Annotated in this window: 23 protein-coding genes; 13 read left to right on the forward strand and 10 right to left on the reverse strand. The window is 64.9% G+C overall.

Going from position 1 to position 21,227, the window contains the following annotated elements:
- Position 1: 1 nt before the first annotated feature.
- Entirely contained in the window at positions 2 to 877 is an 876-nt protein-coding gene (locus CH296_RS08650) for an oxaloacetate decarboxylase (RefSeq protein ID WP_032396828.1), read from the reverse strand.
- 134 nt (positions 878 to 1,011) lie between these two features.
- On the opposite strand from CH296_RS08650, the gene CH296_RS08655 reads away from it, so the two are divergent.
- Entirely contained in the window at positions 1,012 to 1,818 is an 807-nt protein-coding gene (locus CH296_RS08655) for an IclR family transcriptional regulator (protein WP_094684515.1), read from the forward strand.
- A gap of 41 nt (positions 1,819 to 1,859) precedes the next feature.
- Here CH296_RS08655 and CH296_RS08660 read toward each other — a convergent pair whose 3' ends face one another.
- Complete coding sequence (locus CH296_RS08660) at positions 1,860 to 2,693, reverse strand: DUF72 domain-containing protein (RefSeq protein ID WP_094684588.1); 834 nt, start codon at positions 2,691 to 2,693, stop codon at positions 1,860 to 1,862.
- Positions 2,694 to 2,786: 93 nt separating this feature from the next.
- Here CH296_RS08660 and CH296_RS08665 point away from each other — a divergent pair, with 93 nt between their 5' ends.
- Positions 2,787 to 3,896, forward strand: a complete 1,110-nt coding sequence (locus CH296_RS08665; RefSeq protein ID WP_045197549.1) for a S1C family serine protease — start codon at positions 2,787 to 2,789, stop codon at positions 3,894 to 3,896.
- A 104-nt stretch (positions 3,897 to 4,000) separates the two neighbouring features.
- Here CH296_RS08665 and CH296_RS08670 read toward each other — a convergent pair whose 3' ends face one another.
- Positions 4,001 to 4,381 carry a VOC family protein gene (locus tag CH296_RS08670; RefSeq protein ID WP_094684516.1) on the reverse strand — a complete coding sequence of 127 codons (381 nt, stop codon included), beginning with the start codon at positions 4,379 to 4,381 and terminating at the stop codon, positions 4,001 to 4,003.
- 59 nt (positions 4,382 to 4,440) lie between these two features.
- Between CH296_RS08670 and CH296_RS08675 the strand changes: the two genes are divergently transcribed.
- From CH296_RS08675 to CH296_RS08690, 4 genes are all read left to right on the forward strand, one after another.
- Positions 4,441 to 5,418, forward strand: a complete 978-nt coding sequence (locus CH296_RS08675; RefSeq protein WP_032397300.1) for an LLM class F420-dependent oxidoreductase — start codon at positions 4,441 to 4,443, stop codon at positions 5,416 to 5,418.
- Positions 5,419 to 5,484: 66 nt separating this feature from the next.
- Positions 5,485 to 6,093: an AIM24 family protein gene (locus CH296_RS08680; protein ID WP_032396833.1), complete on the forward strand. Its 609-nt coding sequence runs from the start codon at positions 5,485 to 5,487 to the stop codon at positions 6,091 to 6,093.
- 1 nt (position 6,094) lies between these two features.
- Positions 6,095 to 6,772 (forward strand): AIM24 family protein, encoded by a 678-nt coding sequence (locus tag CH296_RS08685; protein ID WP_032396834.1) that lies wholly within the window; start codon positions 6,095 to 6,097, stop codon positions 6,770 to 6,772.
- 11 nt (positions 6,773 to 6,783) lie between these two features.
- Positions 6,784 to 7,536, forward strand: a complete 753-nt coding sequence (locus CH296_RS08690; protein ID WP_045197553.1) for an AIM24 family protein — start codon at positions 6,784 to 6,786, stop codon at positions 7,534 to 7,536.
- Here CH296_RS08690 and CH296_RS08695 read toward each other — a convergent pair.
- Positions 7,516 to 8,265, reverse strand: coding sequence for an alpha/beta fold hydrolase (locus CH296_RS08695; RefSeq protein WP_094684517.1), 750 nt, complete (start codon positions 8,263 to 8,265; stop codon positions 7,516 to 7,518). The two genes, CH296_RS08690 and CH296_RS08695, sit on opposite strands and share 21 nt — an antisense overlap.
- A 29-nt stretch (positions 8,266 to 8,294) precedes the next feature.
- On the opposite strand from CH296_RS08695, the gene CH296_RS08700 reads away from it, so the two are divergent.
- Positions 8,295 to 8,621 carry a hypothetical protein gene (locus CH296_RS08700; RefSeq protein WP_032396836.1) on the forward strand — a complete coding sequence of 109 codons (327 nt, stop codon included), beginning with the start codon at positions 8,295 to 8,297 and terminating at the stop codon, positions 8,619 to 8,621.
- Between the two features lie 20 nt (positions 8,622 to 8,641).
- Here the strand turns inward: CH296_RS08700 and CH296_RS08705 are convergent, their stop codons facing one another.
- Together CH296_RS08705 and CH296_RS08710 are read right to left on the reverse strand one after the other, a co-directional pair.
- Positions 8,642 to 9,139, reverse strand: coding sequence for an ATPase (locus tag CH296_RS08705; RefSeq protein WP_094684518.1), 498 nt, complete (start codon positions 9,137 to 9,139; stop codon positions 8,642 to 8,644).
- The gene (locus CH296_RS08710) at positions 9,136 to 9,972 is read right to left on the reverse strand and encodes an alpha/beta fold hydrolase (protein ID WP_094684519.1); all 837 of its coding nucleotides are present in this window, start codon (positions 9,970 to 9,972) and stop codon (positions 9,136 to 9,138) included. The genes CH296_RS08705 and CH296_RS08710 overlap by 4 nt, the downstream gene beginning before the upstream one ends.
- Positions 9,973 to 10,176: 204 nt before the next feature.
- Between CH296_RS08710 and CH296_RS08715 the strand changes: the two genes are divergently transcribed.
- Entirely contained in the window at positions 10,177 to 10,680 is a 504-nt protein-coding gene (locus CH296_RS08715) for a hypothetical protein (protein WP_032396839.1), read from the forward strand.
- Between the two features lie 2 nt (positions 10,681 to 10,682).
- Here CH296_RS08715 and CH296_RS08720 read toward each other — a convergent pair whose 3' ends face one another.
- Together CH296_RS08720 and CH296_RS08725 are read right to left on the reverse strand one after the other, a co-directional pair.
- The gene (locus CH296_RS08720; protein ID WP_094684589.1) at positions 10,683 to 11,831 is read right to left on the reverse strand and encodes a macrolide family glycosyltransferase; all 1,149 of its coding nucleotides are present in this window, start codon (positions 11,829 to 11,831) and stop codon (positions 10,683 to 10,685) included.
- A gap of 34 nt (positions 11,832 to 11,865) precedes the next feature.
- Positions 11,866 to 12,180, reverse strand: coding sequence for a helix-turn-helix transcriptional regulator (locus tag CH296_RS08725; protein ID WP_032396840.1), 315 nt, complete (start codon positions 12,178 to 12,180; stop codon positions 11,866 to 11,868).
- A 93-nt stretch (positions 12,181 to 12,273) separates the two neighbouring features.
- Between CH296_RS08725 and CH296_RS08730 the strand changes: the two genes are divergently transcribed.
- The 4 genes from CH296_RS08730 (at position 12,274) to CH296_RS08745 (ending at position 18,344) form a co-directional block, all read left to right on the forward strand.
- Positions 12,274 to 13,557, forward strand: coding sequence for an MFS transporter (locus CH296_RS08730; protein ID WP_094684520.1), 1,284 nt, complete (start codon positions 12,274 to 12,276; stop codon positions 13,555 to 13,557).
- A complete protein-coding gene (locus CH296_RS08735) occupies positions 13,526 to 14,113 on the forward strand; it encodes a GNAT family N-acetyltransferase (protein WP_032397303.1) in 588 nt (195 codons plus the stop codon). The genes CH296_RS08730 and CH296_RS08735 overlap by 32 nt, the downstream gene beginning before the upstream one ends.
- A 9-nt stretch (positions 14,114 to 14,122) precedes the next feature.
- Positions 14,123 to 16,492 carry a lysylphosphatidylglycerol synthase transmembrane domain-containing protein gene (locus CH296_RS08740; protein ID WP_032396842.1) on the forward strand — a complete coding sequence of 790 codons (2,370 nt, stop codon included), beginning with the start codon at positions 14,123 to 14,125 and terminating at the stop codon, positions 16,490 to 16,492.
- A 148-nt stretch (positions 16,493 to 16,640) separates the two neighbouring features.
- Positions 16,641 to 18,344 (forward strand): EAL domain-containing protein, encoded by a 1,704-nt coding sequence (locus CH296_RS08745; protein ID WP_032396843.1) that lies wholly within the window; start codon positions 16,641 to 16,643, stop codon positions 18,342 to 18,344.
- A gap of 15 nt (positions 18,345 to 18,359) precedes the next feature.
- Here the strand turns inward: CH296_RS08745 and CH296_RS08750 are convergent, their stop codons facing one another.
- Entirely contained in the window at positions 18,360 to 18,656 is a 297-nt protein-coding gene (locus CH296_RS08750; protein WP_032396844.1) for a putative quinol monooxygenase, read from the reverse strand.
- Between the two features lie 49 nt (positions 18,657 to 18,705).
- Positions 18,706 to 20,211, reverse strand: coding sequence for a PucR family transcriptional regulator (locus tag CH296_RS08755; protein ID WP_256980385.1), 1,506 nt, complete (start codon positions 20,209 to 20,211; stop codon positions 18,706 to 18,708).
- Between the two features lie 146 nt (positions 20,212 to 20,357).
- Between CH296_RS08755 and CH296_RS08760 the strand changes: the two genes are divergently transcribed.
- Positions 20,358 to 21,224, forward strand: coding sequence for a xanthine dehydrogenase family protein subunit M (locus tag CH296_RS08760; protein ID WP_094684590.1), 867 nt, complete (start codon positions 20,358 to 20,360; stop codon positions 21,222 to 21,224).
- Positions 21,225 to 21,227: the final 3 nt, after the last annotated feature.

The following is a 21,227-nucleotide window of genomic DNA, read 5'->3' on the forward strand; positions in this document are numbered from 1 at the left end:
ATCACACCTTCGAGTCGGCGGGAAGGTACTTGCGTTGCGCTGCTTCGACTTCCGGAAAACCGATGAGATCGACGAACTCGTGGTGCTGCAGCGCGTCGGCGCTCACCTCGGCCGGGGCTTCTCCGCCTGCGAGTCGGCGCAGAGCCTCACGAGCAGCTCCGGTGGCAGCCATCAGCACCTGGGTCGGCAGTAGAGCGAGTCGAACGCCGATCTGCTGCAACACCTCCGGGGTGAACTCGCGCTCGGTCCACGTCGACGCGGTCAATGTCGCCATCAGTGGGACACCGACGGCGTCGTGACAGCGAGCCCACTCGTCGGCGGTCTCGAAGGTCTTCGTGACCGGCATGATCATGTCGGCACCGGCGTCGACGTATGCCGTCGCGCGTCGGATCGCGTCGTCGCCACGCGCATCGGTGCGGGCAATCATCAGGACGTGGTCCGGCAGCGAATCCCGCACTGCTCTGACCTTTCCCGACGCTTCCTCGATGCTGATGAGGTCCACGGGCTCGCCCACGCAGATGGGGCACTTCTTGGGCGAGAGCTGATCTTCCATGAAGACGCCCTGCACACCTGCGACGGCGAATCGACCTGCGGTCCGCGCCGCGTTGACGGCGTTTCCGTAGCCGGTATCGATATCCGCGACCAACGGTAGGGACGACGCCTCGCCGATGGTGCGTACCGCCTGGAGGTTCTCGGTCATCGTGTACAGCTCGGCGTCGGGGAGTCCGAGTGCGGCCGACACGGCGAAGCCGGAGGCACACAGGGCCGAGAACCCGGCTTGTTCGGCCAGCTTTGCCGTCAGTCCGTCCCATACGCCCGGGGCGTACACCAGGCCCTGTTCGGTCAGATCTCTGAGTGTCGCGGTCATGAGCACCATCCATTTCGTAATGCGGAACGTATTCCGAATTTAGAGTGGCTCGGATCACAAGTCAACACCGGTCGGTGCACTCACCGGTTCCGATCGCTTCGTAGGATGGCGTCGACGCTTCAGCCGACCGGAAGGAACAACACGTGGACGTTCCCACCGAGTCCGATACCCACGCCGGCCGCGACATAGTCGGTGCCGTCGTCAAAGCCTGCACATTGCTCGATCACTTCGATACGACGCATCCGGTGTGGACGCTCAACGACCTGACGACTGCAAGTCGAATGAACAAGACGACCGTGCACAGACTGATGACCACGCTGATCCATGCCGGTTGGGTGGATCGAACGGCCGAAGGCTCGTATCGAATCGCCATGCCCGTGTTCGAGATCGGGTCGTCGGCACTGACCCAACTCGACATCCGCGGTGCCGCGCAACCATACCTGTCGGAGATTGCCGAAAAGTTCGGCGACACTGCATATCTCATGGTCCCAGCGGAAGAGGGAGCCGTCTGCATCGATCGTCACGAAGGAAGCAATCCCCTGGTGGTTGCGGGCATTTCGATCGGTTCGGTACTGCCGTATCACGCCACTGCAGGCCCGATGGCCATGCTGGCGTTCTCCACCCGGATACGCGACCGGTGGCTCGCCGATGACCTACCTGCGTTCACGGATCGAACACCGACCGCGCCGGAAGAGTTGCTCACCCGTCTCGAACTGATCCGGTCTCAGGGGTACGCACTGAGCAACTCGGATTACCTCACCGGTGTCGCGGCCGTCGGAGCACCGATCCTCGGACGAAACGGTGCGGTCGTTGCATCGATCAGCGTGGGCGGCCGAGCGGAGACCTTCGAGGGCGATGCCCTGCGAGAGAAGGTGGCGACGGTTCTGGCCTCCGCACAGAGCTTGTCCCGTGTGGCAGAAGCGCTACCTGTGCCAGGACGAGAACATTGAGTTATTCGTACATCTACCCGATCAGCTAGAGAGCCGAATACTCATCTACCGATTCGCTCGATCAGTCTCATGGCATCGAAGGGTGCGTGTCCCTTGATGTCGTTGTCGAAATACACGTGGACGTCTCGGCCCGTGGCCGTCCAGTCCGAGATCTTCGCAGCCCATCGGTCGAGAGCGTCATCGGTGTAGCCGCTGGCGTACAGCTCCTGGTCGCCGTGCAGGCGGGCGTACATGAAATCGGCCGTCGGAGTGTCGACGTACGGATACTTACCGGCAGTATCGGCGACGACGACCGCAATATCGTTCTCTCGCAACAACTCCACGGCTTCATCGGTGGCGAAACTCTGATGCCGAGCTTCCACGCAGTGCCGAAGCGGCCGAGACGATGGCGGAGGCAGCAACACTCGATCCTCGGCGAGTTTGTCGTCGCGAGAATGTGCCAGAGTGACTGCAGCAGACACTGTTCGGGGCAACACGGCAAAGAAGTCCGCCATCTTCCGCGCGTCGAATTCGAGGTTCGGTGGCAACTGCCACAAGAACGGTCCGAGCTTGTCGCCCAGCGTCAACACGCCGGTGGCGAAGAAGTTCGCGAGCGCTGCCTCGACCCCGACGAGCCGTTTGATATGGGTGACGTAGCGACCGCCTTTGATCGAGAACACGAAGTCGTCCGGGGTCTCGTCGTGCCATTTGGTGAAGCTCGACGGCTTCTGCATCGCATAGAAGGTGCCGTTGATCTCGATCGACGTCAGTTTCTCCGACGCGTACCCGAGCTCCTTGCGATGGGCCAAGCCCGCCGGATAGAAATCACCTCGCCACGGCGCGTACGTCCACCCGGAGATACCGATCAGAACTCGAGGTCGATGCGACGCGGACATGAGCAGACTGTAGACGGGCAGTTCCCAGACGTTCGGCGCAATCAGCTGCAACCAGCTGGCACCACCATCACCGTCGGACCATAATCGGTTCCTATGCGGTCGGGTGGACGAGCGGTGGTGCTGACGCTGGTCGCTGCCGGCGTGTGGCTCTTCGCGACGCCGCAACTCGATCCAGGGACCGCAGACTTCGTGGCCACGCCGGAGCCCATCGCGCCGGCTGCTCCCGTCGTCGAACCGCCGCCGCTGACGCTCGACGAGCTCTCGGCTCGGGTCGATCCCACCGTTGTCACACTGTCGGCATCGGCCGGCTTCACCGGGGTCGCGGGCACCGGCTTCGTCGTCGCGCCGGATGGAATCGTAGTCACCAACTTCCACGTCGTCGAGAACGCCACCGAGATCAGCGCAGTGCACATGGGCAACGGACTGATCTACGACGCCACCGTGCTGGGTTACGACAAGTCCCGTGACGTGGCGGTCGTGCAGTTGATCACCGCGGCCGACCTGCCGGTGGTCGAGCTTGCCCCGGACCCACTTCCCGAGGTGGGTGATGCGGTGACAGCCGTCGGGAATGCCTCGGGTGCAGGGGTATTGGTGCCTGCGCCGGGGGCGGTGACCGCCCTCGATCAGCAGGTGCGTACGCGCAGTTCGGTGGACGGGTCACGAAATACGTTGGAGCGGATGATTCGCGTCGATGCCGATGTGCGAGCGGGGGATTCGGGTGGGCCTCTGTTCGACGCCTGGGGCCGTGTGGTGGGCGTGAACACCGCCGGGTTGTCCGACGAGGCCCGCAACGGCACCGAATTCTCGCCCCCACAGGCACCCGAGGCGTATGCCGTCCCCATCGCCGAGGCGGTCTCGGTACTCGATCAGGTACTCGCCGGGCAATCGGGCGGCACGGTCCACGTAGGCCCCACACCGTATTTCGGTGTCTCGGTACGCGATGTGTCGGTCTTCGAGAACAGGCCGGCGATCGGAGCGGCCGTCGTCTCGGTGACCTCCGATTCCCCGGCCGAGTCCCTGGGGTTGTCCGCCGCGGACGTGATCGTGACGTTCGACGGCACGCAGATCGAATCCTCGTCGGACCTGTCGCAGGCACTCATCGGACGACGCCCGGGCGATTCCGCCGTCGTCGAATGGGTCGACGATGCGGGTGTGACCAGCTCCGGCACAGTCACTCTCGACGCCGGATTGCCGACGGCGTGAGGTCGTTCCGCAGGCTCCACTCCCGACGGCGTGAGGTCGTTCCGCAGGCTCCACTCCCGACAGCCTGAAGTCGTTCCGCAGGCTCCACTCCCGACGGCCCGAGTTCAGCCCTGCAGCACCGACAACACGTTGCCCGCCGGGTCGGTGAACCATGCGATGAGCGGGCCGCCGTGTCGAAAGATTCCTTTCTCGTCGGTGCCCATGTCCGGATACTGCTCGAACACAATCCCTTTGGCGATCAGTGTGTCGACCGCACTGTCCATGTCGGCAACCGGGAAGTTCAGAATCGTGTACCGAGCGGGCACGTGCCCGGGACGTGGATAGATCAGCACGATCGCCCCGGCGGCGAGGTGCAGCTCGAGCATGCCCATCTCGTTCTCGGTGACCGTCAGTCCGAGGGTCTCGCCGTAGAACGCGCGCGCCGCCTGTAGGTCGTCGACCGAGAACCCGGAGAACGGCTGCCTGGTCAGTTCCAAGATTGTCATCGTCGAATTATCGCGCTCTCACGCGTGCCAGGGGCCGATATCCGAGTAGCGTGGATCTCGTGACTATTCGCCTCGGTTACCAGATGCCCAACTTCAGCTACGACGGTTCGGTCGCAGAGCTCTTTCCCCAGGTCATCGCGCAGGCGCGTGAGGCCGAAGCGGCCGGGTTCGACACCGCATTCGTGATGGATCACTTCTACCAACTTCCCGGAATCGGCAAGCCCGACGAGCCGATGCTCGAGGCCTACTCCGCGCTGTCCGCCCTCGCGACGGCCACCGACACCATCCAGCTCTCCGCGCTGGTCACCGGAAACACCTATCGCAATCCCGCGATCCTGGCCAAGACCGTCACCACACTGGATGTCGTCAGTGGCGGTCGCGCGATCCTCGGTATCGGTGCCGGCTGGTACGAGCTCGAGCACCAGAGCTTCGGACTCGAGTTCGGCACCTTCACCGACCGTTTCGAGCGACTGGACGAAGCCCTGCAGATCATCGAGCCGATGCTTCGCGGCCAGCGCCCCACGTTCGACGGCCTCTGGTACCAGGTGGAGGACGCGATCAACGAGCCTCGCATCCGCGACGATCTGCCGATCATGCTCGGTGGCGGCGGCGAGAAGAAGACGTTCGGACTGGCCGCACAATTCGCCGACCATCTCAACATCATCTGCGACGCAAACGAATTGCCCCGCAAGATCGCTGCGGTCCAAGCGCGCTGCGAGGAGGTCGACCGCGATCCCAAGGATCTCGAAACGAGTTTCCTCGCGTTCGTCATCGTCGACGAGGACGGCGACAAGGCCAAGGAGCTGCAGCGCGAGTTCGTGCTGAAGCAGGGCCTCGACCTGACGAACCTGTCGGAGGAGGACGCGGCGAAGGCCACCGATCGCCACTTCTGCGGAACCCCCGACGACGTGGCCGAGCAGGTGCAGAAGCGCGTGCTCGATCACGGCATCGACGGCATCATCATCAACCTGATCACCAACGGACACCAGCCGGGAGCCGTCGAACTGGCAGGTAAGGCCCTGAAGCCGCTCGTCTAGATTTTTCTCCAGCGGTAGCCGCGGGGGCGCGTGCAGTGGCATAGTTCCCCCGTGGCTCAGCTGAGGATGAACGGGCACCGTGTCTTGGTCGCCGACCTGACCGGCGATTCCCTGCGCGCGATGTCGGGTTCCATGGTGGCGTACGAGGGCGACGTCACCTTCAAGAACGCAGGCATGGGCGGCGGCGGCGGATTTCGCGCCGCACTCAAACAGAAGGTGACCGGCGAGTCGCTGTCGCTGATGGACGTGTCGGGCAAGGGCACCGTCTACTTCGCCGTCGACGCTCAGGACATCACTCTCGTCGAGGTCCAAGGCGACAACCTCCACGTCGAATCCTCCCAGTTGCTCGCTCTCACAGGGCAACTGCGCACCGACGTCAAGTTCTCCGGCCTTCGCGGCGCATCGTCGGGGCAAGGTTTGTTCACCACCGTCGTCAGCGGATCGGGAACGGTGGCATTGCTGTCGAAGGGTGGGCCGATCATCGCCCTCGCCGTCGACCCCCAGTATCCCTTGGTCGTCGATCCCGACGCGTTCGTTGCCCACCGCGGCCAACTGAATCAGAGCTTCGTCACCGACGTCACGTGGCGCTCCGCCATCGGCGGCGGCAGCGGCGAGGCGTTCTCCCTCCGTTTCGACGGCCAGGGCGTCGTCTACATCCAACCCGAGGAGCGCTGACGTGCCGCTCGAACTCGTCAACAGCAAAGTCGTGAAATCCGTTCTGGCACCCAATCAGAGCGTGCTCGCGCGTCGTGGATCGATGCTCTACTACACCGGCGACGTACGGTTCGTTCCGCACTCGATGGGCGGTTCGGCCGGAGCCATGCCGGGCATGGGCGGCATGGCGGGGATGGCCGGCCGGATGATGGCAGGCGAGCACGTGGCGATGATGGCCGCCGAGGGTCAGGGTGAGGTCTTCTACGGCCACGCCGGGCTGTACATCGAGGTGATCCATCTCGACGGGTCCTCGATGCTCACCGTCGAAGCCGATCGACTTCTGGTGCACGACGGCTACCTTCAGAGTTCCATCGTGGCCCTGACCTCACAGGGCGGTGTTCGCGGAGCGGTGCGCGGCGCGATGACCGGGCAGGGTTTGTTCACGACCCAACTGACCGGTCAGGGCAGCGTCGCAGTTCTCTCGCACGGCGGCGCGACTCCGCTGCAGGTCGGACCGAATCACCCTCAGGTCGTGGTGGATCCGCAGGCGTACGTCTGCCACATCGGCAACATCAACGTCGACATCTCGGCGAACGTCGGGTGGCGAGACGCCGTCGGCAAGGGCAGCGGTGAGGCGATTCAGCTGAAGATGACCGGTATGGGCACCGTGTGGGTGCAGGCGTCCGAGCAGAAGTTCTGAGGAGCAATCTCATGGGTCTCGACATCCACACCCCGTACACGCTGCCGGTCAACGACAACGTCCCCGGCAACGACTACGCGTTCTGCGTCGAACTGGCAGGCCAGCCGTGGTTCACCTCGAAGGGCGCGATGATCGCCTACTACGGCAACGTTCGCTTCGAGCCGCTCGGGCAGACCTCCATGCCCGCCATCGTCGCGGCACGGTTCTCGTCTCCGCTGTACTCGAACGACTGGGTACTGGCGCAGGGCCAGGGCAAGCTCATCCTCGGCGACCGCGGATTCAACATCAACAGCTACGACCTCGACGACGGCAACCTCACCATCCGGGCGTCGAATCTCCTTGCGTTCGAGCCGACTCTGGATCTCAAGCAGTCCATCGTCCCGGGATTTCTCACTCTGCTCGGAACCGGCAAGTTCCTGGCCTCGTCCAACGGCACCGTCATGTTCGCCGAGCCGCCGCTGCGCATCGACCCGGAAGCGCTTGTGGGATGGGCTGATTGCCCGTCACCCTCGCATCACTTCGACGCCGACTGGATGCAGAACTTCCTCGGCGCGGCGCGTGGATTTCTCGGTGCCAACAGCGGCGAGGAGCGCCAGTTCGACTTCACCGGTGCCGGCACGGTGCTGATCCAATCGAGCGAGAAGGTTCTCGACGATTCACATCTGTTGCGGTACGTCGAGTCGCAGACGGTCTCGCTCGGCCAGAACTCCCTGAGATCTCTGCACAACTCGATCGGAGCACGACTACAGCAGGGCGGCGCGTAGTACCTCGACCACACCGGCAGGGTTGTCGGCCATCATGACGTGCCCGGCATCGGCGACTCGTACGACCTCGACTCCAGCGCTGATCAGTTCGGCCTCCCGACTCGGCGGGCCCGTGCGATCTCCGTACACGAATACCCTGGGGACAGTTGCCGACTCGAGCATGGACCGAATCGTCGGCTCCGGTCCCACACACAGCCCGACCGCAGTGCGGTGAAGGGCGACCGGATCGGCAACGCGCAGGGTGGACGCCCACTCCGGATCGGCGTCGGCGATCAGCTCGGCCACACCGGTGTCGACGAACTCGCTCTCCGACTGCCGGGCGATCTCCACGCTCGCGGTGCCGTCCCACGGCAGCAGATTGGGTTCGAGCACGATCAGTCGGCCCACCAGATCCGGCCTCCGGTACGCGAGCACGGTGGCGATCGATCCACCCAGGCTGTGGCCGACGAGGTCGACCGAGGTCAGATTCCGCTGATCGAGCAGGCCGGCAACGGCAGCGGCATGGTCGTCGAGCGAGTAGCCGATGTCGTGCGGACGGTCGCTGAATCCGAACCCGAGCAGATCCGGCAGCAACCGTTCCCTGCCCTCGAAAGCAATGTCCGCGGCGATCGCCCCGAACGCCGGGACGCCCGCCGAGCCGAGCCCGTGCAGGAACACCATGGCCGGATCGGTGCTGCCCGGCAAGGTGAACGTTCGGACGCTCGGCGGCTGTTCGGGAAAAACGCGCATACTGGAGTATCACCTGAGGAGGTACAGCCATGGCCAACCAAGGACCCTTCGGATTCGGATCCGACGACTTCGACAAGTTCGCCCGTGAGGCAACCGAGGGCCTGCGTGAGGTGGTCGGCTCGCTGTTCGCCTCCGGCACCGGGGCACCCAAAGCTCCGCCGGAGCCCGAAACCACAGGTCAGAAAGGTGACGGAGTCTGGGCGATCTACAGCGTCGACGACGCCGGCTCACCGCAGATCGATCAGCTCTACGCCACCGAACTCGATGCCCTCCGTGCACACAAGGACAACACCGACCCGCGTCGACGCGTCCGATTCCTGCCGTACGGCGTGAGCGTCAGCGTTCTCGAGGACTGAATCGGGTGCATCGGGCCGCGCTAGGCGCGGCTGGCTGCACCCGATTCACGCAGGCTCGACTCCAGCGAAGCCAACGACGCTTCGAGGAACTCGGCTGGTACCGCCGGCAGTCCACCGACATGGGCTCGGACGGCCTCCGGGGTGTCGGTCCAGTCGTAGGTGAGAGTCACCGTCGTTCCTTCGGCCACCGCCGCCAGGTCGTAGCGCCACCACCACCCGCCATGGTCGACGGACCCATCCTCCCTCCGCGCTCCCGGCAACCACGCGATGGTTCGATCCTGCACGTACGCGATCACCAGGTTGTGCACCACGTAGTGGCCACCCGCAATCTCGTGAAACATGTTGACCGCGAAGACTTGTCCCATTGCCGTGATGCGATCGGCATCCACCGCCGACCGCACCCAGTCGCCCGGTTCGGTGTCCTGATGTCGGTTGGGGTCGGTCAGCACGGCAAAGATCTCGGCGGGGCTCGCGGCCATCGTTCGGCTCACGACAAGACGCTCCCGGACCGCGTTCATGCGAGCACCTCGCGCAACGCCCTCGCGAATTCGGCGGGATTCTCACCCGTGAAGGCGGAGTGGTCGCCAGGAAGCACCGCCGCTTCGGTGCCGAGGAGTGCCGCGACGGCGTAGGCGGCGCGAGCAGCGATCTCCTCGTTCGATTCCGCACCGACCGCGATGACGACGCGGGTGTTCGCGGCCCTCACAGCGTCGACGTCGGGCACGAAACTCACGACCCCACCGCGCATGTTCGCCATCAGCGGGTCGGTACGGTGGCCGTCGTCCTCGGTGGGCAACCCGAACTCCGACGGATCGGGCGCAGGGCGCTCGAGGTACTGCGAATCCAGTTCTCCTCGGTGCATCACCAGTGCGATGAACTGGGCCATCGCCGGTCCGATGCCGGAGGCATCGTAGGTGGCGACGATCCTCGTACACACCGCGTGCAGTGCATCGTGGTCCGGAAGTGCTCCTCCCGCAGGCGGTTCGTGCGCTATCAACGTGCGCAGATCTCTCGGGTAGCGCGCGACCAGGGCAAGTGCGTTGACCGCCCCTCCGCTGGAGGCGAACATATCGACCGGCCCCACTCCCAGGTTCTGCAGAAGGACGTGGAGATCGTCGGCGTGCTGCGCCGGTGTCACCGCCGACGTGGGATCGTCCCGCGTGCTTCGACCGGTGTTGCGCGGGTCGTACGTCACCACCGTTCGATCCTGGAACTGCGCGGCGAGAGCGGCGAAGCCCCCGGCATCCATCGGCGACCCGATCAACACCAGTGGAACCGAACCGGCAGACAGGTCTCCATGAACGTCGTAGGTGACGGTTGCCCCGGGAACATCGATTGTGAATGTGTTCATGCAGAGACAGACCACTCCTGGGCCCGAATCTCATCGGTACCGATCGCCGACGCAAACCGCGATCCGGCAATGCGAGTCGTTCTCGAACGGAGGATTCGCAGGTTTCCCGTTTGCCTCTGCGGCTCTGCGCCCGAAAAGTGCCAAACGGTCTCTTTTGAGGCAGACTCTGATGCGAACGATGCCACTCGACGACGAGGATCCTTCATGCGAACGACATTGCGCACCTTGACCATTGCTACGGCCTGCGCAACCCTGGCCCTTGCTGCCCCTACGTCGGCCCTTGCCGCCGAACCCGGAGACATCACGTTCTCGTTCGCTGTCGACGGAACCAGCGTGACCAACACGATCACCAACACATCGGGCACGGTGATCGGTTGCGGAACATCCTTGGCTCCCGCCCCGAACGGCATACTGCCTCCGGTCGGCGAGGTGATCGGGAACGGTCAGTCGCTGTACACCAACGGGGACACTCAGCCGGGCACGACGGTTCAGACGATCGCCGATGTTCCGGCGGGCTCGTATGTCGCCCTCGCATCCTGTACGTCCACCGAGGGCGAGACCACAACCGCGTGGATCTCCGACTACCCCGGGCTCGACGAATTCTTGACTCCGCTCCCGTGGACCTCGTACAAGGTGCAACAGGAATCCACCGTGGTCACCGTCGAGACCGCCTCGTCGTTCCCCGGCAGCGGCAGCGCGTTCGACTGAGGTCAGCCGAGGAAGGCCTCTACCGCATCCGCGGCCTGGTCGACGCCTCCGTGTGATCGCACCTCCGCACTGATCTCGGCTGCGCGCGAGGTCAATTCGCGCGCGCCCGCGACAGCGCCTGCGAGGCTCGCGGAGGTCACCTTCTCGAATTCGAGGTGTACGCCGACGCCGAGTTCGGCGAGCATCGCCGCGTTGCCGAATTGATCGACCGCCTGCGGGACCGCCACGGTCGGTACGCCGAACCACAGGGCCTCGGTGCACCCACCCATCCCGGCGTGGGTGACGAACACCGTGGCCGAATCGAGCACGGCGAGCTGCGGAAGATGTTCGTGCAGTTCCACATTGGCAGGAATCTCGCCGAGCGCGGCCGGATCGACGCGTCGGCCGATGGAGATCACCACGTGCCAGTCGGTGTCGGCGAAGGTCTCGATACACAGTCGGTAGAAGTCGGGTCGCTCGTTGTAGCCCGTACCGAAGGAGATGTACAGGATCGGTCCTTCGGGCGCGGTCCAGCTGCGGTCGTTCAGGCGTACCGGATCGAGGCACGGTCCGACGAACTGCACCGAGTCGGCCACCCGATCCGCGTTGGGTTGCATCACTCGTGGAATCAGTGACAGGCAGTGCGTCGGATAGGTGATCCACTCCCAGGGATCGGCGTCGATGTCGTTGTCTCGCAACCACGATGCGTAGGTGTCGCGATACGCAACGCCCGTCGTCGACTCCCGAACAGAGGTCATCGCATCACCGAGATCCGCGACGTATCCGTCCCACGCCACGTAGGTCGGCGAGAGTTGTACGGCCGTCACGCCGTAACGCACGCCGAGTACGGGAGCGGTCATTCCGCCGATGTCGTAGAGGAACAGATCCGGCTGATCGTCGTCGTAGAACGCGGTGAGCACGGGATACGACGCAATGGCCTCGTCGAGGAAGACCTGCATCGCCGCCGCCGGATCGTCCGGCCACGAGCCCTCTCCGTCGGGAAGTATCGAGGAGAACGGCACCACCTCGACGCCCGCGGGTTCGACCACATGCCGCAGAGAGTCACCGACGGCATAGGTGACGCGATGCCCTCGCCGGACCAGCTCGGCAATCACGGCCAGCGATGGGTAGATGTGACTGGGGGCAGTCGTGCCGATCATGGCGATGTGCATGATTGCCACCGTAGAGCCCACTCGGGGCAGCGAGCTAGTGGATTTCGTTGGCGATCAGATCCAGCAGGCCGGGGAATCGATCGTTGAGCTCCTGGCGTCGCAGCGTCACCTTGCGACTGTTGCCGCGGTCGACCTGGAACACCAGACCCGCTTCGCGCAGCACGCGAAAGTGATGCGTCAGAGTCGATTTCGTGACGCCGAGCTCGAACGACATGCAGGTGCGCTCGGCACCGTCGTCGTCGCCGACGAGTTCGGTGACCACCTTCCGGCGCAGTGGATCCGCCAGTGCAGACATCACTGCACCGAGTTGCATCTCGTCGGGTTCGGGGTGCCCGTTCTCGTCCGCCATCGACGTCACCTTTCGCTAGGTACGACTTGCGTCGTACCTTCAAACCTGTTCTAGTACGAAAGTCATCGTACCTACGTCAGCGCAGGGGGATCCATGAGAGCGGTTCTGCCGGTCGTACTCGCGGCACAGTTCGTCGTACCGATGTCCATCTCGGGCACAGCCATCGCGATCCCGGTGATCGCTGCCGATCTCGGCTCCGACCCGACGCAGCTCCAGTGGGTCGTCAACGGCTTCAACGTCGCGTTCGCGCTGTTCACCGTCGTCTGGGGTGCGGTCTCGGATCGCATCGGACACCGCACGTCGTTTCGCATCGGCGTCGTGCTGACTGCCGTCGCCAGCCTGGTCAGCGCTCTGGCGTCCTCGCTGCTTCTGCTCGACGCCGCGAGGGTCCTCGCCGGCACGGGTGCCGCGGCTGTCCTGGTGGGCTCGACGTCGATTCTCTCGCTCCATTTCCAGGGGACCGAACGAGCAACCGCGTTCGCCCTGTTCGGCACCGTGAACGGACTGGGGCTGGCCCTCGGGCCGACCATTTCCGGACTGCTGATCGCCGTGCTCGATTGGCGAGGAGTGTTCGCAGCTCAGGCCCTCGTTCTGCTCGTCGCGGCCGTCGGGACGCTGGCTCTTCCTGCCGTGCGAAGCACATCCACACCATCGAAACTGCCGGATTTCGGCCTGCTGCGAAACCGCCGCTTCCTCGCGCTGTGCCTGGTCCCGGTCGCCGGAGCCATCGGATTCGTCACCCTGCTCACCTACTTGCCCACCGCGCTCGGTGCCGTCGCGTCCCTGACTCCCGGACGAGCCGGACTGTTCATGCTGGCGATGACGATTCCGGTGCTGATCGCCCCGCTGGCGGTCGCCAGGTCCATCGTCGTCTTCGAGGCCGTCACCCCCGACCGTGTGATCCTGACGAGCCTCGGCTTCCTGGTTCTCGGGAATCTCGGCATGTTGGCCCTGCAACCCGGCCTGTCGCTGGCCGCCGTCGTGGTCCCGATGATCGTGTTGGGGCTCGGTTTCGGGCTGCCGATCGGTCTGGTCGACGGCGAAGCGCTCGCGGCAGTTCCGCCGCACAGCAGCGGCACCGCAGCAGGAGTGCTCAATCTCTTCCGCATCGGTGGCGAGGCCGTGATGGTCGCCGGCTACGCCTGGCTGCTGGCGATCTTCGTCCGGGACCGAGTGCCCGACGACGCCGACGCCGAGGCAGCGGCGGCCGGCCGGCAAGGGTTCGCCGATGCCTACGCCCATGCCTTCACCGAAGTGATCGCCCTCGTCGTGGTGGCCGTTGCCGTCACGGCAGCACTGATCATCGCGCTTTCCCGGACGGGCAGATCCGACGTATCGTCGGCGAATGTCCTTTCTGCAGCCGGTGACCCTCACTGACGATCTCGTGACCCTCGAGCCGCTGAGCCACGATCACCTCGAAGGTCTGTGCGACGCCGCGCGCGACGGCGAGCTGTGGAACCTCTGGTACACCAGCGTCCCGAAGCCCGAGGAGATGGCGGCCGAGATCGACCGTCGACTCGGGCTGCTCGACGCGGGCACGATGCTTCCGTTCACACTGCGCCGCAACGACACCGGGCAGATCATCGGAGCGACGACATTCTGCAACGCCGACGCCACCAACCGTCGCGTCGAAATCGGATACACCTGGAATGCCCGCTCCGCGCACGGAACCGGCACCAATCCCGCGAGCAAACTGCTGCTGTTGACGCATGCGTTCGAGGAACTGGGATGCATCGCCGTCGAATTTCGTACCCACTGGATGAACCTGCAATCGCGGACGGCGATCGCGAAACTGGGTGCCAAGCAGGACGGGATTCTGCGCAATCATCAACGCATGTCCGACGGTTCGTTGCGTGACACCGTCGTGTTCTCGATCATCGAATCCGAATGGCCAACCGTCCGCAACGAACTCCGCAGGCGTACCGCACGGTAGGTTGACCCCATGCGTGTGGATGGGCGGGACATTCCCGTAGCGGGAAGCCTGCTTCAGCCGCTGGTGCGAAGAACCAGCGACATCATTCGGGTCGTGTCGGCCTCGGCTCTGCTGGGCGTGGTGATCGCCGGTTCGCTGATCACCAGAAATCAGTGGGATGCGCTCGAGCAATCGGTGTCGAACATCGTCGGTGTGCTCAGCCCCGACCAATCCAATGCGGTCTACATCGTCTACGGAGTCGCCATTCTCGCGCTTCCGTTCGGCGTCCTGATCGGACTGATCGCGGGCCGCAAATGGAAACTGCTCGCCGGCTACGCGGCCGCGGCGCTGCTGGCCGCGCTGGCGCTGTCGATCACCGGAACCGGGATCTCCACTCCCACCTGGGACCTCGACGTTCCCGAGCGGCTCGACACGTTCCTCGCGCAGTTCCTCGACGATTCGCGCTGGATCGCGATGTTGGCTGCGGCGCTGACGGTCTCCGGCCCCGGTCTCCCCGCGAAGTGGCGTCGGGCATGGTGGACGCTGTTGCTCGCGTTCGTACCGATCCACCTGGTCGTCTCCACCGTGGTTCCGGCTCGCTCGATGCTCGGACTCGCGGTCGGCTGGCTCGTCGGAGCCGTCATCGTGTTGCTCGTCGGCACACCGGCGCTGGAGGTTCCGCTCGACGCGGCGGTTCGTCTGTTCCACAGCCGCGGTGTCACCGTTCGCAGCTTCACTGTCGTCCGTCCGGCCGGCCCCGGCCCGTTGGTGTTGAACGCGCACACTCCCGACGCCGATGTGGTGGTCGAGTTGTACGGGCAGAATCAGCGCAGCGGCGGTGCCCTGCGCCAGTCCTGGCGGTGGATCACGCTGCGCGGCAGCGAGACTGCGCCCTTGCACGCGTCGATGCGTCGGGCAGTCGAGCATCGCGCCCTGATGGGTCTGGCCATCAAGGGGTTGGGAGCGGCAGGCAGTCACCCGTTGGCGGTGGCAGCGCTCGACAGAGGATGGACCCTGTACGCGCACAGTCTGCCCATCGGTGATCCGGTCGAGGCCGAGCACGACGACGCCACCCTGGGCGCTCTGTGGTCGGCCCTGAACACCCTGCACGAGAATCAGATCTCCCACGGCGACCTGCACCGTGGCGAGCTGAGGATCCACGACGGTAAGGCCCTCTTCTGCGGTTTCGGCCACGCCGAACTGGGTGCGTCGGATTCCCAGATGCAGTCCGACGTCGCGCAGTTGTTGCTCACCACGGCAGACCTGTTCGGCTCTCGGCGCGCCGTCGCCACCGCCGTCGACGTACTCGGCTTCGACACCGTGATCGCGGCCTCGGGTCGATTGACCAAGTCCGCCATCCCGCCTCGTATTCGCCAATCGGTGCTCGACGCCGACAAGACGATGAAGGCGGTTCGGCTCGAGGTCCTCGAACAGACCGGCACCGCCAAGATCGAGGCCGAACAGGTCACCCGATTCAGCCGCAACCAGATCATCTCGCTCGTGTTGTTGATCGGATTGGTCTACGTCGCATATCCGTTCATCAGTGCGGTTCCCGCGTTCGTCACCGAACTCGGTTCGGCCAACTGGTGGTGGGCTCTGCTCGGTCTGTCGGTGTCGGCACTGACGTACGTCGGTGCCGGAGCCGCGTTGTGGGCGTGCGCACTGGGCAAGGTCAGCTTCTGGAATCTGACGGTGATGCAGGTCGCCAACACGTTCGCGGCAACCACGACTCCCGCGGGTGTCGGCGGACTGGCCCTGAGTGTTCGGTTCCTGCAGAAGGGCGGGCTGGGTACGGTCCGCGCGACGGCTGCCGTGGCGTTGCAGCAGTCCGTCCAGGTGATCACGCACGTGAGCCTGCTGATCTTCTTCAGCGTCGTCGCAGGCACGTCGTCCGGGCTCTCGAACATGGTGCCGGGCAACACCGTGCTGTATCTCCTCGCGGGTGCGGCCTTCGGTGTCGTCGGTACGTTCATGTTCGTACCCAAGCTGCGCCGCTGGCTGAAAGTGGCCGTCCGACCGCAGATCAAAGAGGTCCTCGGTGAACTGGGCGAACTCGCCCGCGACCCCAAACGCTTCTCGATCATCATCCTCGGCTGCGCGGCGACGACGTTGGGTGCCGCGCTCGCCTTGTGGGCGAGCATCGAGGCCTTCGGCGGCGGCACCACGTTCGTCACGGTCACGGTCGTCACCATGATCGGCGGGACTCTGGCTTCCGCAGCGCCGACGCCGGGCGGTGTGGGTGCCGTGGAGGCAGCGCTCATCGGCGGTCTCGCGGCCTTCGGCGTTCCCGCCTCCATCGCCGTCCCGTCGGTCCTGCTCTATCGCGTCCTGACCTGCTGGTTGCCGGTGTTTCTCGGGTGGCCGACCTTGCGGTGGCTCACCAAGCGAGACATGGTCTGATTGGTCCGATTCGGGGTGCGTGAACACCGCGAGTGCTAGCGTTCATGCAGGTGGGGGGCCTTATTCGACGGAGGGCGTTGCGATTTCCGATCTGGGAGAGTTCATCCCCACCGCCGAGGAGCGTTGGGTTCGTCTTTTCATCAGCGGAATGACGCTGACGTTCGGACTGGCCGGGGTGCTGATGATCCCGGCGGGGCAGTTCTCCGGTTCGGCCTCGATCGCGGTTCTCCTCGCGTCGGCCACCACGGTGCCCGTGGCCATCGCCTGGTACCTCCGTCCCTGGACATCCCCACGCCTGGCCATGGCCTACATCCTGTACGCCGATGTCGGCATCGTCTCGGTTCTGTTCGCCTTTCGGACCCACTTCGACGCGATGCCGGGTTGCGCGATGTTCGCGATCGTCGCCGCCTTCATCGTCGTCGGAAGTTCCTACCGGATGATGATGCTGCACCTCGCCGTCGCGACCGTCACTCTGCTGACGCTCGGTGTCCTGGCCGTCGTCGATGGTGCCGATCCATGGTCGGCTGCGTCCCGCATCGTCACCATCGGTTCCCTGTACGCCGCCCCCTTCATGATCAAGGCCTACATCGGGCAGCTCCGACTCAAGGCCGCACGGGCGCTGCGCGACCCGTTGACCGGCCTGTGGAATCGCCGCGGTCTGCTGGACACCGTGGACACCCTCGGCGTCTCGCCTTCCGAGGCAGGCGACGCCGTGGGGGTGACGGTCCTCGACATCGACCGTTTCAAGCAGATCAACGACAGATTCGGGCACCCCTCGGGCGACGCCGTCCTGATCGAGGTCGCCCGACGCCTGTCCGAGGCCGTGGGCGATCGGTCGGCGGTCGCACGATTGGGCGGCGACGAGTTCGTGGTTGTCCGAGCCGGAACTCGCGAGGAGATCATCCAGTCGGACAACAGGATTCGAGCCGCCCTGGAGGAGACGTTCGACGGACCTCGGTTCACCACCAGCCTCGGATCCGCGGTCGAAGCACTCGATTCGGAGACCAGCATTCACGTCCTTGTCAGACGATTGATCGCACTGGCCGACATAGAGATGTACCGATTCAAGTCGCGAACCTCCGGGAACGCGGTGTCGTCCGATCGTCTTCCCGAAACGAACTCGCACGAGCAGACGCGGATCAGGATCGACGAACTCATCGCATCCGGCGGCCCCGATATCTTCTTTCAGCCCATCTGCGAGACCGTCACCGGATCCGTAGTCGGCTTCGAGGCGCTCTCGCGCTTTCCCTTCGGTGCCGGATCTCCGCTGTCGTGGTACCGCGACGCCACCGAGGCCGGCATCGGCCCCCGCCTCGAACGAGCCGCACTCGACAGGGCGCTCGACGCGATGCACGAGCTGCCGCCGGGATCGTTCGTCTCGCTCAACGCATCGGCCGACACCATCCGGACGACGAACCTGCTCGATCGACTACGTCCGCACCTGGCGTCGCGGACGTTCTATCTCGAGATCACCGAGCACGAGCGTGTCGACGACTACCTCGCGGTCACCCGAGCCATCGACACCCTCCGCGCTGCGGGAGTGCAGATTTCCATCGACGACGTCGGTGCCGGATTCGCCGGTCTACGTCACGTGATCGAACTGCGCCCGGACATCCTCAAAGTGGACTACGCGCTGGTCCACGGAATCGACCGTGATCCCCTGCGGCGAGCGGCCGCGGCCGCGATCATCGACTTGGCCCGGAAGATCGACGCCGCCGTCATCCTGGAAGGCGTCGAGACCGAAGGGGAACTGCAGGTGGCGAACGAACTCGGGGCCGAGATGGTCCAGGGCTTCCTCACCGGCCGACCGGAACCGGCGTCCGCGCACTCCCACCGACGAGTGGCGACGTGACCGAACCTTCCGGGATCAGATCGACGAATCGACGGTGAACTTGGTCAACGACGGCGCTGCGGCGAGCAGCGGCGGCAATTCGACGATCTTGCCCGGACCCGCGCGGAACTCGCGGTACTTCGCATCGGCCTCGACCGACTCCCACGTCTCGTAGGCAATCACGTGCGCCTCGTTCTCCTCGTCGACCCACACCTCGACTCCGAGGCAGCCCTCGAATGCGCGAGTATCGGCGAGTACCGTCCGCAACAACGAACGGGCCTCGGCGACGGACTCGGGCTTGAACGTCAGATCCAACAATGCAATGAGAGCCATGACCCCAGTCTATGCGTCGTTCCGCAGGCTCCGCTCCCGCCCACACTGGTCATCTGAGCCGAAGTGCCAAGTAGAACTCGATTCTATCCTCCAGTCGCGACAGATCACGACCGGTGAGTTCCTCGATGCGCTGGATGCGATATCGGACGGAATTGACGTGCATGTGCAGCTGTTCGGCGCAACGCGTCCAGGCACCGTTGGTGTCGAGGTACACCGACAGTGTCTCGACGAGATCGCTGTTGTGCAGGTCGTCGTAGTCCACCAGGGGAGTCAGCAGCCGCGAGGTGAACATGCGTCGCACGTCACCCGGAACGTTGGCGAGAAGTATTGTCAGCGTTGCCAATTCGTCGTGACCGACGACGCTGCAGTCCGAGCCACGGCGCTCGGCGAGCCGGCGGGCGTAGCGCGCTTCCTCTATCGCACTTCGGATGTCGGCGGGCGCGGTCGGTGCGCTGACACCGATCGAGGTGCCGCTACCGATCAGTCCCGGCGCCAGCGTGCGGACGGCTCGCCGAACGGAATCGGTTCGGTCGGTTCGCGCCTCCACCAACGCGATGGCCTCGCCGTCGACGATCCCGACCGTGATCTCCAACGGCGCCAGCACTTCTCGCAGCAACGGACGTAGCTCACCGAGCCGCAACGGCTCGCCGGATGTGGCCACAGCCACTGCAGCGTAGCGTGTTTCGGTATCGAGTCCGATGACGTCCATCTGGGCGAGGACGTCGGCGGGCGTCGCGCCCCCGATGATCGCGCGCACGAACTCCTGGGCCAGAATTCCCGACCCCGAGATACGGTCGTCGACGCGACCGCGCTCCACGGCCACGATCGACGCCAGCTGCCCGGCCAGAGACAGCCTCGGTGCATCCCATGTCTGCCAATCGCTTTCGAATGCCACGAACCAATCCACGACCCGCGGTGCGGACTCTCCATCGACGGCGAACACCGACACTCGCTGCTCTCGGCAGTACCGCGGCAGCCGCACCGATGTCATGAATTCCTGCGCCACGGCCTCGGTGTCCGGCGGGTTGTCGGATCCGGCGAGTACCCGTCCCGACGCAGTGACCACCCAGCAGTTCATGCCCAGATCGGAACTGACCATCTCCAGCAGCGGGCCCAGTCCGCCGCCCGGGCCTGCGCTCGCCACGAGGCGTCGATGCCGGTCGAGCACGAGACTCAGGTCCGATGCTCTCGCCGTCGACAGTTGTCGGACGACACTCTCGGTGACCGTGGCGAAAGCGATGTCGGCCGGAACACGAAAGAGCGGTAGCCCGTGCTCGAGGCAGGCGTCCACCAGATCGTCGGGTACCACGCCGTCGTCGGATGCCGCGAGCGCTGCGATGCCGGCCTTGGACACCGCCCGCACGAACGTCATCGAGTCCTCGGGGCCCGTCCGCCACATCAGACCGGTCAGCACCAGCTCGCCGCCGCTGAGATAGCGGCTCGGATCGAGCATGTCGGTGGTCACGACCCATCTGATCGTCGGATCGAAGTGCTCGGGGGTGACGATCGGCTGCAGTTCCAGATCGGGAAGATCAGCCAGATCACGCAGCCGCACGGTGAATCGACCTCCTCTTCGTAGGATCCTCCAAAACCTACACTGTGATCGGCGTCATACTTCGTCGTTCCTGTCTCTCGTTCGCATCGCACGCGGCGGCTGTACTGGGTGAACACGAAATATGGACAGCGAGCGGAGCACCGAACATGGATTTCCTGCGACCACAGACCTGGGGCGACGCGTTGGCCGCGAAGGCCGACGACGTCGACGTGGTGCCCATCCAGGGCGGCACCGACGTCATGGTCGAGATGAACTTCGATCTGCATCGTCCGGGGGGATTGCTGGACCTGAACCCGATCACCGAGCTGACCGATTGGGAGCAGCTTCCCGACGGCACTCTGCGGGTGGGAGCCGGTGTTCCGTACGTACGGATCATCGCCGAGCTGGGAGACAAGCTTCCCGGCATTGCCCAGGCGTCCCGCACGGTCGGCTCGCCGCAGATCCGCAACCGCGGCACCGTCGGCGGCAACCTCGGTGGCGCGTCCCCCGCCGGTGATCTGCACGCACCCCTGCTTGCGGCGGGCGCAACCGTCGAGGTCGAATCGGCCGAGCGCGGCGTGCGCATGATTCCCGCGACCGAGTTCTACCTCGGCGTCAAACGTAATTCCTGCCTGCCCGACGAACTCATTCGCGCCTTCCACGTGGCACCGGCAGCAGGGCCGCAGTACTTCTCGAAGATCGGCACCCGCAATGCCATGGTCATCGCCGTCTGCTCGTTCTCGATCGCACTGTTTCCACAGGAGGGTCGCGTCGGTACCGGTCTCGGCTCCGCTGCGCCGACGCCGCGCCGGGCTTACGATGCCGAGAACTACCTCGCGGCCGAACTCGAGTGGGACGGTGCTCTCGATCCTCGGGTGTCGGAGGAGTTCGGCCGATTGGTCAGTGCGGCAGCAAGTCCCATCGACGACGTACGTGGCACTGCCGACTACCGCAAGCACGCCCTGTCCGTGATGGCCCGGCGAACACTGGGTTGGGCATGGCGGGACCTCACAGCCGCACGGAAGGTGGCCTGAAAC

It is taken from the genome of Rhodococcus sp. 14-2496-1d (assembly GCF_002259365.1).
Lineage (GTDB): Bacteria > Actinomycetota > Actinomycetes > Mycobacteriales > Mycobacteriaceae > Rhodococcoides.

What these genes read in the sequence shown, in the direction of transcription:
- CH296_RS08710 (WP_094684519.1), bottom strand. Translation starts at nt 9,972, where the DNA reads ATGAACACATTCACAATCGATGTTCCCGGGGCAACCGTCACCTACGAC.
- CH296_RS08650 (WP_032396828.1), bottom strand. Translation starts at nt 877, where the DNA reads ATGGTGCTCATGACCGCGACACTCAGAGATCTGACCGAACAGGGCCTG.
- CH296_RS08670 (WP_094684516.1), bottom strand. Translation starts at nt 4,381, where the DNA reads ATGACAATCTTGGAACTGACCAGGCAGCCGTTCTCCGGGTTCTCGGTC.
- CH296_RS08735 (WP_032397303.1), top strand. Translation starts at nt 13,526, where the DNA reads ATGTCCTTTCTGCAGCCGGTGACCCTCACTGACGATCTCGTGACCCTC.
- CH296_RS08700 (WP_032396836.1), top strand. Translation starts at nt 8,295, where the DNA reads ATGGCCAACCAAGGACCCTTCGGATTCGGATCCGACGACTTCGACAAG.
- CH296_RS08695 (WP_094684517.1), bottom strand. Translation starts at nt 8,265, where the DNA reads ATGCGCGTTTTTCCCGAACAGCCGCCGAGCGTCCGAACGTTCACCTTG.
- CH296_RS08705 (WP_094684518.1), bottom strand. Translation starts at nt 9,139, where the DNA reads ATGAACGCGGTCCGGGAGCGTCTTGTCGTGAGCCGAACGATGGCCGCG.
- CH296_RS08745 (WP_032396843.1), top strand. Translation starts at nt 16,641, where the DNA reads ATGACGCTGACGTTCGGACTGGCCGGGGTGCTGATGATCCCGGCGGGG.
- CH296_RS08680 (WP_032396833.1), top strand. Translation starts at nt 5,485, where the DNA reads ATGAACGGGCACCGTGTCTTGGTCGCCGACCTGACCGGCGATTCCCTG.
- CH296_RS08725 (WP_032396840.1), bottom strand. Translation starts at nt 12,180, where the DNA reads ATGGCGGACGAGAACGGGCACCCCGAACCCGACGAGATGCAACTCGGT.
- CH296_RS08690 (WP_045197553.1), top strand. Translation starts at nt 6,784, where the DNA reads ATGGGTCTCGACATCCACACCCCGTACACGCTGCCGGTCAACGACAAC.
- CH296_RS08720 (WP_094684589.1), bottom strand. Translation starts at nt 11,831, where the DNA reads ATGCACATCGCCATGATCGGCACGACTGCCCCCAGTCACATCTACCCA.
- CH296_RS08750 (WP_032396844.1), bottom strand. Translation starts at nt 18,656, where the DNA reads ATGGCTCTCATTGCATTGTTGGATCTGACGTTCAAGCCCGAGTCCGTC.
- CH296_RS08665 (WP_045197549.1), top strand. Translation starts at nt 2,787, where the DNA reads ATGCGGTCGGGTGGACGAGCGGTGGTGCTGACGCTGGTCGCTGCCGGC.
- CH296_RS08660 (WP_094684588.1), bottom strand. Translation starts at nt 2,693, where the DNA reads ATGTCCGCGTCGCATCGACCTCGAGTTCTGATCGGTATCTCCGGGTGG.
- CH296_RS08740 (WP_032396842.1), top strand. Translation starts at nt 14,123, where the DNA reads ATGCGTGTGGATGGGCGGGACATTCCCGTAGCGGGAAGCCTGCTTCAG.
- CH296_RS08760 (WP_094684590.1), top strand. Translation starts at nt 20,358, where the DNA reads ATGGATTTCCTGCGACCACAGACCTGGGGCGACGCGTTGGCCGCGAAG.
- CH296_RS08730 (WP_094684520.1), top strand. Translation starts at nt 12,274, where the DNA reads ATGAGAGCGGTTCTGCCGGTCGTACTCGCGGCACAGTTCGTCGTACCG.
- CH296_RS08715 (WP_032396839.1), top strand. Translation starts at nt 10,177, where the DNA reads ATGCGAACGACATTGCGCACCTTGACCATTGCTACGGCCTGCGCAACC.